At 33.0% G+C, this 5805-nt stretch carries 7 protein-coding genes and 1 pseudogene; 4 read left to right on the top strand and 4 right to left on the bottom strand.

Annotated features, from left to right (window positions below; translation table 11 throughout):
• Positions 1-371: 371 nt before the first annotated feature.
• Both ACFX4L_RS24780 and ACFX4L_RS24775 read right to left on the bottom strand, forming a co-directional pair.
• Positions 372-1301 (bottom strand): PhzF family phenazine biosynthesis protein, encoded by a 930-nt coding sequence (locus ACFX4L_RS24780; protein ID WP_289319578.1) that lies wholly within the window; start codon positions 1299-1301, stop codon positions 372-374.
• Positions 1302-1491: 190 nt separating this feature from the next.
• Positions 1492-1722, bottom strand: a pseudogene (locus ACFX4L_RS24775) (heteromeric transposase endonuclease subunit TnsA); the annotation flags it as partial.
• Positions 1723-1958: 236 nt separating this feature from the next.
• On the opposite strand from ACFX4L_RS24775, the gene ACFX4L_RS24770 reads away from it, so the two are divergent.
• The 3 genes from ACFX4L_RS24770 to ACFX4L_RS24760 all read left to right on the top strand — a co-directional run bounded on the left by ACFX4L_RS24770 (position 1959) and on the right by ACFX4L_RS24760 (position 3440).
• Complete coding sequence (locus ACFX4L_RS24770; RefSeq protein WP_377406587.1) at positions 1959-2372, top strand: hypothetical protein; 414 nt, start codon at positions 1959-1961, stop codon at positions 2370-2372.
• Between the two features lie 197 nt (positions 2373-2569).
• Positions 2570-2863 (top strand): hypothetical protein, encoded by a 294-nt coding sequence (locus ACFX4L_RS24765; RefSeq protein WP_377406585.1) that lies wholly within the window; start codon positions 2570-2572, stop codon positions 2861-2863.
• A 22-nt stretch (positions 2864-2885) separates the two neighbouring features.
• A complete protein-coding gene (locus ACFX4L_RS24760; protein ID WP_377406584.1) occupies positions 2886-3440 on the top strand; it encodes a hypothetical protein in 555 nt (184 codons plus the stop codon).
• Positions 3441-3599: 159 nt separating this feature from the next.
• Here the strand turns inward: ACFX4L_RS24760 and ACFX4L_RS24755 are convergent, their stop codons facing one another.
• Positions 3600-4229: a YczE/YyaS/YitT family protein gene (locus ACFX4L_RS24755; protein ID WP_377406582.1), complete on the bottom strand. Its 630-nt coding sequence runs from the start codon at positions 4227-4229 to the stop codon at positions 3600-3602.
• Between the two features lie 2 nt (positions 4230-4231).
• The gene (locus tag ACFX4L_RS24750) at positions 4232-4927 is read right to left on the bottom strand and encodes a YjjG family noncanonical pyrimidine nucleotidase (protein WP_377406580.1); all 696 of its coding nucleotides are present in this window, start codon (positions 4925-4927) and stop codon (positions 4232-4234) included.
• A gap of 77 nt (positions 4928-5004) precedes the next feature.
• On the opposite strand from ACFX4L_RS24750, the gene yeiL reads away from it, so the two are divergent.
• Positions 5005-5676, top strand: a complete 672-nt coding sequence (gene yeiL / locus ACFX4L_RS24745) for a transcriptional regulator YeiL (protein ID WP_377406578.1) — start codon at positions 5005-5007, stop codon at positions 5674-5676.
• Positions 5677-5805: the final 129 nt, after the last annotated feature.

Raw genomic sequence — 5805 nt, 5'->3', positions numbered from 1 at the left:
ATGCATTGTCATTTTTGGGGGTATCTGTAATATGTGGAATTGTAATTTTATCGTATGAAAAGTTAATGAACTAACGGGTGCGTTAGTTCATTAAGAAATCCACCAATTTTGTGACTTTTGTTGGTTTGGAATAAAGTTTGATTAAAAGTATCGTGAAAAGCCTTACTTAGAAACAAATAAAAACGAACCGGTTTGAAAAAAGTTTGAGAAAAACGTTTTATGATTTTCGGATATTAGCATTTCTGTTTGTAAAAAAGTTTAATCATTTCGGTAGACGAATCTTCCATTTTCGCCTCATAGAAAAATAAAAAAGCGTAGATATCAACTAACCTATACCTTATCTACGCCAGTTATATTATGTTTAAATTTGCTTATACTTCGTCATGTAAATAAATTTGACCCGAACCGATGATTATTGCTGGCCCGCCAACCTTAATTTGTCGAATTGTATTTTGAGTTTTTTGAATGGTCATGTCGATATAGCTTCGGCGTCCCATTTCAAATCCTTGCTCACCGCGAATATGGTATACTCCTTCTTCTGTACTAGGTATAACACCATATTCTATTAAATAAGAACCTAATGGTCCACTTGCTCCACCTGTTGCTGGATCTTCTGCAATTCCCATGGCAGGTGCAAACATACGGCTATGAACATGCGAGGTTTTCTCAACTGTTTCTGTCGTAAAAGTAAAAATATGCTGGCGTTCTAGATTTGCGCTAAAATGCTCTTTCCAAATATCTGTGCGGAAGCGAATTTTTTCCATCGCCTCTAAAGAACAAATTGGGATAAATAAAAATGGGACACCCGTCGAAACCGTTTGTATAGGTAGTGTTGGATCAATATCATCAGTATGGAGTGATAATAGTTGTGCGACCACTTCCGCATCCAAAAACTTTTCGCCAAACTCCGCAAGGGGCTGTTCCATTTCAATTTTTTTAATGACATCCTTCTCTTTATGTACAGTTAGTGGAATATCGCCTACTCCTTCTTCAAAAACCCATTCATTGCGACCTTCTTCTGTAGCAACGATTCCCTTTGCTGCTAACACGGTGGCTGTTCCTATTGTCGGATGCCCTGCCATTGGAAGTTCTAACTTCGGTGTAAAAATGCGCACCTTTTTCGTCTTGTGAGGGTCACTTGCTGAAAATACAAAGGCAGTCTCAGATAAATTCAATTCATTTGCAAGCACTTGCATCATTTCTGTAGTAAGACCTTCTGCATCTTCAAAAACGGCAAGTTGATTACCTCCGAATGATTCAGTCGTAAATACATCGACCAATGTATACTCGTATTTTTTCATATGCCTTTCTCCTTGTCTAATACTACTGTCCGAATAAAAAATATCTAAATATTCAATATTCTTATTTTAACTGTAACATAAATAACAAAAAAGACACTATTTCTAGTATCGGATCTCATATTTTATTGAACCTACAGCGAGAAAACGGTCGGAATTTTTTATAAACGTTTAAACTTTAATATAAACCTACACGAATATCGATAATAACATTAGAAAATTCAGTTAAATAAAAGTAGTTTCGTTCCAAATTTGATGAAAACTCATGCTGTCTGCTCATCTTAATGCCTTTTAGCCTCGTTCACCGACCTAATGAGGAGACGTCTTGAATCTTTAACCATGACTGATAGTATGCACCAATACCCGACCCACGACCTTGCTTAATCCACTTTTCAATTTCAGATGTGCTTTTTCTTTTGGACATAAAAAACACCCCTTTGGCTATTCATAACCAAAGGGGTGAGGCATCGCAACTTTATTTTAAACGTCGCGACTTTATTTAAAATCTACAAATGGCATCCGTGCTATCATTCTTATGCAACTAAAGGGGCAGGATAGTTCCATAAGCATTGTGTATTCGAACTGTGCAATAAAGAATTTTATGGATAAAACCTATCTTCTTGCAAAAAATAAGATAATAATCTACAAGGAGACTTAATAATGAAAAAAATAGCCTTAATCTTTCTTATCCTTTTCATTTCGTCTAGTAGTACTACTGAAGCAAAAAACACAATTGAAACAATTCCTCAAAACAAGCCGCCTTCCATTATGGAATTAGCATTTCTAAGATATCTTGGTGGAACCATTCTTGAAGTTATGGAAAAACAGGGTGATAGTCAATTATTCACATTTAATAGAATTGAAAAAATTTCAAGGGATATTCAAAATGATACATATGATGTGTCATTACATGTAATTGGATATGAGGGACCCCTCAACCCACCTTTTAAGTTAATTCAAATGACTATTCGTATACCAGGAGAAAAATATACTAAATATAGTGTGATTTCATACAAATATCGGTATATTAATGACAAAGAATTGAATGAGCTAACTAAATATCTTGCTGATTAAATTAGGTTTCATAATTTCGAAGTTTGTGCCAAGTCTACAATAAGCCTTAATGAACTAACGAGTGCGTTAGCTAAAGATCAGAGCTGTCTTTAAGGCAGCTCTTTCTTTATGGAACTATCGGGGCAGGTTAGTTCCATGAGAAGAGCGAACTTACATAGTATTAAGACTTACCAAAATTAATCGAGAGGACTAAATAAATGGAGAAAATAAATGAAATAATTTATGGTCTTATAAACCAAGGAATAATAAAAAATGATGATATAGACATAAAGAAATTAAAAAGTGGTACTACAAATGGAATTCTATATACTCTACATTATAATGGAATACCAAAATATGTAATTAAAATAGACAAACCTAAATTAATAGCTGCAACAGAGGCTTTTCTCCTTACTTATAAAGATGTAAATTTGTTGCCTAATGTACTTTATACAGACGAGAAAAAAGAATTTATAGTATACTCTTATATTTTTGGAGAAACTCACTTTTAATCGAGGTTCTAAAATAGAATGGATGACTATTTTAATTAAGGAACTATTAAATAAATACAAAAAAGTAAACAAAGAAAACTGGGGAAGAGTAAATGGAATACATAGAAATTCATGGGCGGACTTCAATCTAAGTAGTTTGGAATTCGCCCATGAGGATATAGGCGATTTATTACCAAGTGAAGATCATAAAAAAGTAGAGGTATTGGTTAATAAATTGAAAACATACGAACATCAAGAAGAGAAGTATTACCTTCATGGAGATGCTGGTGTTCATAATTTTGTATTTAAGGGCAACAAATTAAATGGGGTTATTGACCCTATGCCTTTAATCGGGCCAAAAATTTATGATTTTACGTATGCTTTTTGCTCTTCTCCAGACGATTTAAATTTAGAGACGCTGCTGTCATCTTTCTCATTATTGACTCAAGATGTCCACAGTAATAAAGAAAGGCTTTTGGAGGAAGTTATTTTTCAATTATACACACGTATAGGCGTTTGTATTAGGGTTCACCCACATGACTTAAGTGGCTATCTTAAAGCTTGGAAAGAATGGAGAGTATATCTACCTTCAATGTAAATAGCGATTCTTAGTGAACTAAAGGGGCAGGATAGTTTGACTGTAGTTTTACAAAAAAGATTGATCATTAACAATAAAGTTCGATAATTTATATTAAAGTTTGATAAAAATAACCTCTTTGGATTCTCATCCGTAAGAGGTTATTTTTAGTTATGCTTTTTATTGAGTTTTTGGTTTCTGCTGATAGTTTTTAAATTTCAATCGTGTATAAGAAATAATGCCGGACAATAAGAAGAAGCTGATAATCGTTCCTTCACGAATATTGATTGGTAAATTGTATAGTAGTGATATTGTTATTGATAGAATAATGGAGAATAAATCGACACAATATCTGTATGGAGAGAAAGGGCGTTTTGTTAATTCAGCTATTCGTAAACATAAACTTTCAATAGGAAAAGGAATAATATCTAATGATAAAATAATGCCTGTTGTTCCACCGGCTAGTATCGCACCGAAAATAAATAGTCCGATTCTTACTAAATAATTCTCTACGTGAATCGTACCGAAAATAGTATAGAGGAAAAAATTAATAACCATTCCAAAGAACAAGATGGAAATGAACATCAAAGTAAATTTTCTAAAATCCTTTTTTTCGCATAGGCAGATATAACCGAATAGAAAAATGAGATTTGCAATGAATGTAATTGTGCCAACTTTGATGGAAGTCCATTCAGATATGGATAAATTCATCGCATTAAAACTGCTGACACCAACATTAGCTTTTAATGTAAGACTAATGCCAATAGCACTTACTATATAGAGTAGAATGGATTGAATTACTTTTTTCATGATTATTCCTCTAATAAGTCCATTATTTGCATTAAATTTTGTATCGTATATGTGCTCTTAGGTGAACATGATTTAGGCATGCTTCTCTTAGGGTTGAACCATATACAATCAATTCCGACATTGATAGCTCCTTGAATATCCGATGTTAAACGATCACCTATCATTAAAAATTCTTCTTTACGGCTTGTATGCAGGGCATCAAAAATATAGTAAAAGAATTGGGGATTCGGTTTTTCATAACCAATTTCTTCGGAGATAAAAATTTGTTCAAAATATCCTTGTAGCTTGGCACCTCCTAATCTTTTTCTTTGAGTCTTTCCTACACCGTTTGTTCCAATATATAATTTATAATCTTGCTTACTTAAAGCATTTAATAATTCATGTGCATGGGTAATGGTCTTATGTCCTTGGTTTAAATGCTCACGGTACATAGCTTCAACTTTTGCTCCGTTTTCATCTATATGAAATTCCTTCAAAAAAAGTGAAAAACGCGTTGTCAGCACTTCTTCACGAGAAATCAAGCCTTCCTCTAATTGATGCCATAATCCATCATTAATGCGCTTATAACATGCAATGGTTTGTTTGTTATAGGGCAACCCGTAAAGCGTAATAATTTGTTTTAAAGCCTTTTCTTCTGAATCTTGAAAATCAAGTATCGTATCATCTAAGTCAAAAATAATATGTTTGTATTTGTTCATTCCTATCCACCTCTTGGTAGTAATATATCGAAAGGAAGAATATAATAATAGGAGATATCTCATATTGAGGTGATAAAATGGAAAAAATCAATTTGAAGGATTACGCTGAAAATTTTGTAGGTATATATAATGATATTCAAGAAACTTTTCCGAAAGCAGTTTTACATCAGGCTTTTATTTGTAAGTTTTCTTCTAATGAATATATAGTGCGCTTTGATGAAGATATTCAGTACTTATTTTTATTATTGGATGGGCGGGCAAAAATATATATCGTACACGAAAATGGAAAACGTGCGTTGATTCAGTTTCTAAAGAAAGATGATTTTATTGGTGAATTATCCTTGATTGAGGTGGAAAAGAATTTAAAAGATGTTGTGGCTATAAATGACTGCACTTGCTTAGCGGTTCCATTGGCTTCATCGAAAGAGCATCTGTTAAACGACAATCTTTTTCTCCATAATTTATCAAAATATTTAGGTGATAAATTACTTAAAAGAACGGATCATTACACAGCTATGCAGGATTATGAATTCAAAAATCGATTGGCAAAATATATTCTTCAAATAGAAAACGATGGATGCTTTCAAGAGAAGCATACCGAAACAGCAGAATACGTGGGGGTAAGCTATCGACATTTATTATACACACTTAACCAATTCCTTGAAGATGGATTATTAGAAAAAAAAGGAAGGGAATATTTTATCATTAATAAAGAAAAGTTAGAAAGATTGAGTTCAAAAAAGGATTAATATAGAAAGTATTTTTAAGGGACCAAGGTTCCTTTTTATTTTGTTCTTAATAAACTCCCTCAGTTTAATAGATCATGCTCACGAATACTCGCTTATTCGCAGGATTTCATACCACATGGTATAGGTTGC

This window comes from Peribacillus sp. YIM B13482 (assembly GCF_042787975.1).
Classification (GTDB): domain Bacteria; phylum Bacillota; class Bacilli; order Bacillales; family DSM-1321; genus Peribacillus; species Peribacillus simplex_A.
The sequence above is the reverse complement of the archived record's forward strand: the minus strand, read 5'-3'. Positions and strand labels throughout refer to the sequence as shown.

Bases quoted from the DNA above. Each gene is read 5' to 3' on its own strand.
- yeiL (WP_377406578.1), top strand. From the start codon at position 5,005: ATGGAAAAAATCAATTTGAAGGATTACGCTGAAAATTTTGTAGGTATA.
- ACFX4L_RS24760 (WP_377406584.1), top strand. From the start codon at position 2,886: ATGACTATTTTAATTAAGGAACTATTAAATAAATACAAAAAAGTAAAC.
- ACFX4L_RS24750 (WP_377406580.1), bottom strand. From the start codon at position 4,927: ATGAACAAATACAAACATATTATTTTTGACTTAGATGATACGATACTT.
- ACFX4L_RS24755 (WP_377406582.1), bottom strand. From the start codon at position 4,229: ATGAAAAAAGTAATTCAATCCATTCTACTCTATATAGTAAGTGCTATT.
- ACFX4L_RS24780 (WP_289319578.1), bottom strand. From the start codon at position 1,301: ATGAAAAAATACGAGTATACATTGGTCGATGTATTTACGACTGAATCA.
- ACFX4L_RS24770 (WP_377406587.1), top strand. From the start codon at position 1,959: ATGAAAAAAATAGCCTTAATCTTTCTTATCCTTTTCATTTCGTCTAGT.
- ACFX4L_RS24765 (WP_377406585.1), top strand. From the start codon at position 2,570: ATGGAGAAAATAAATGAAATAATTTATGGTCTTATAAACCAAGGAATA.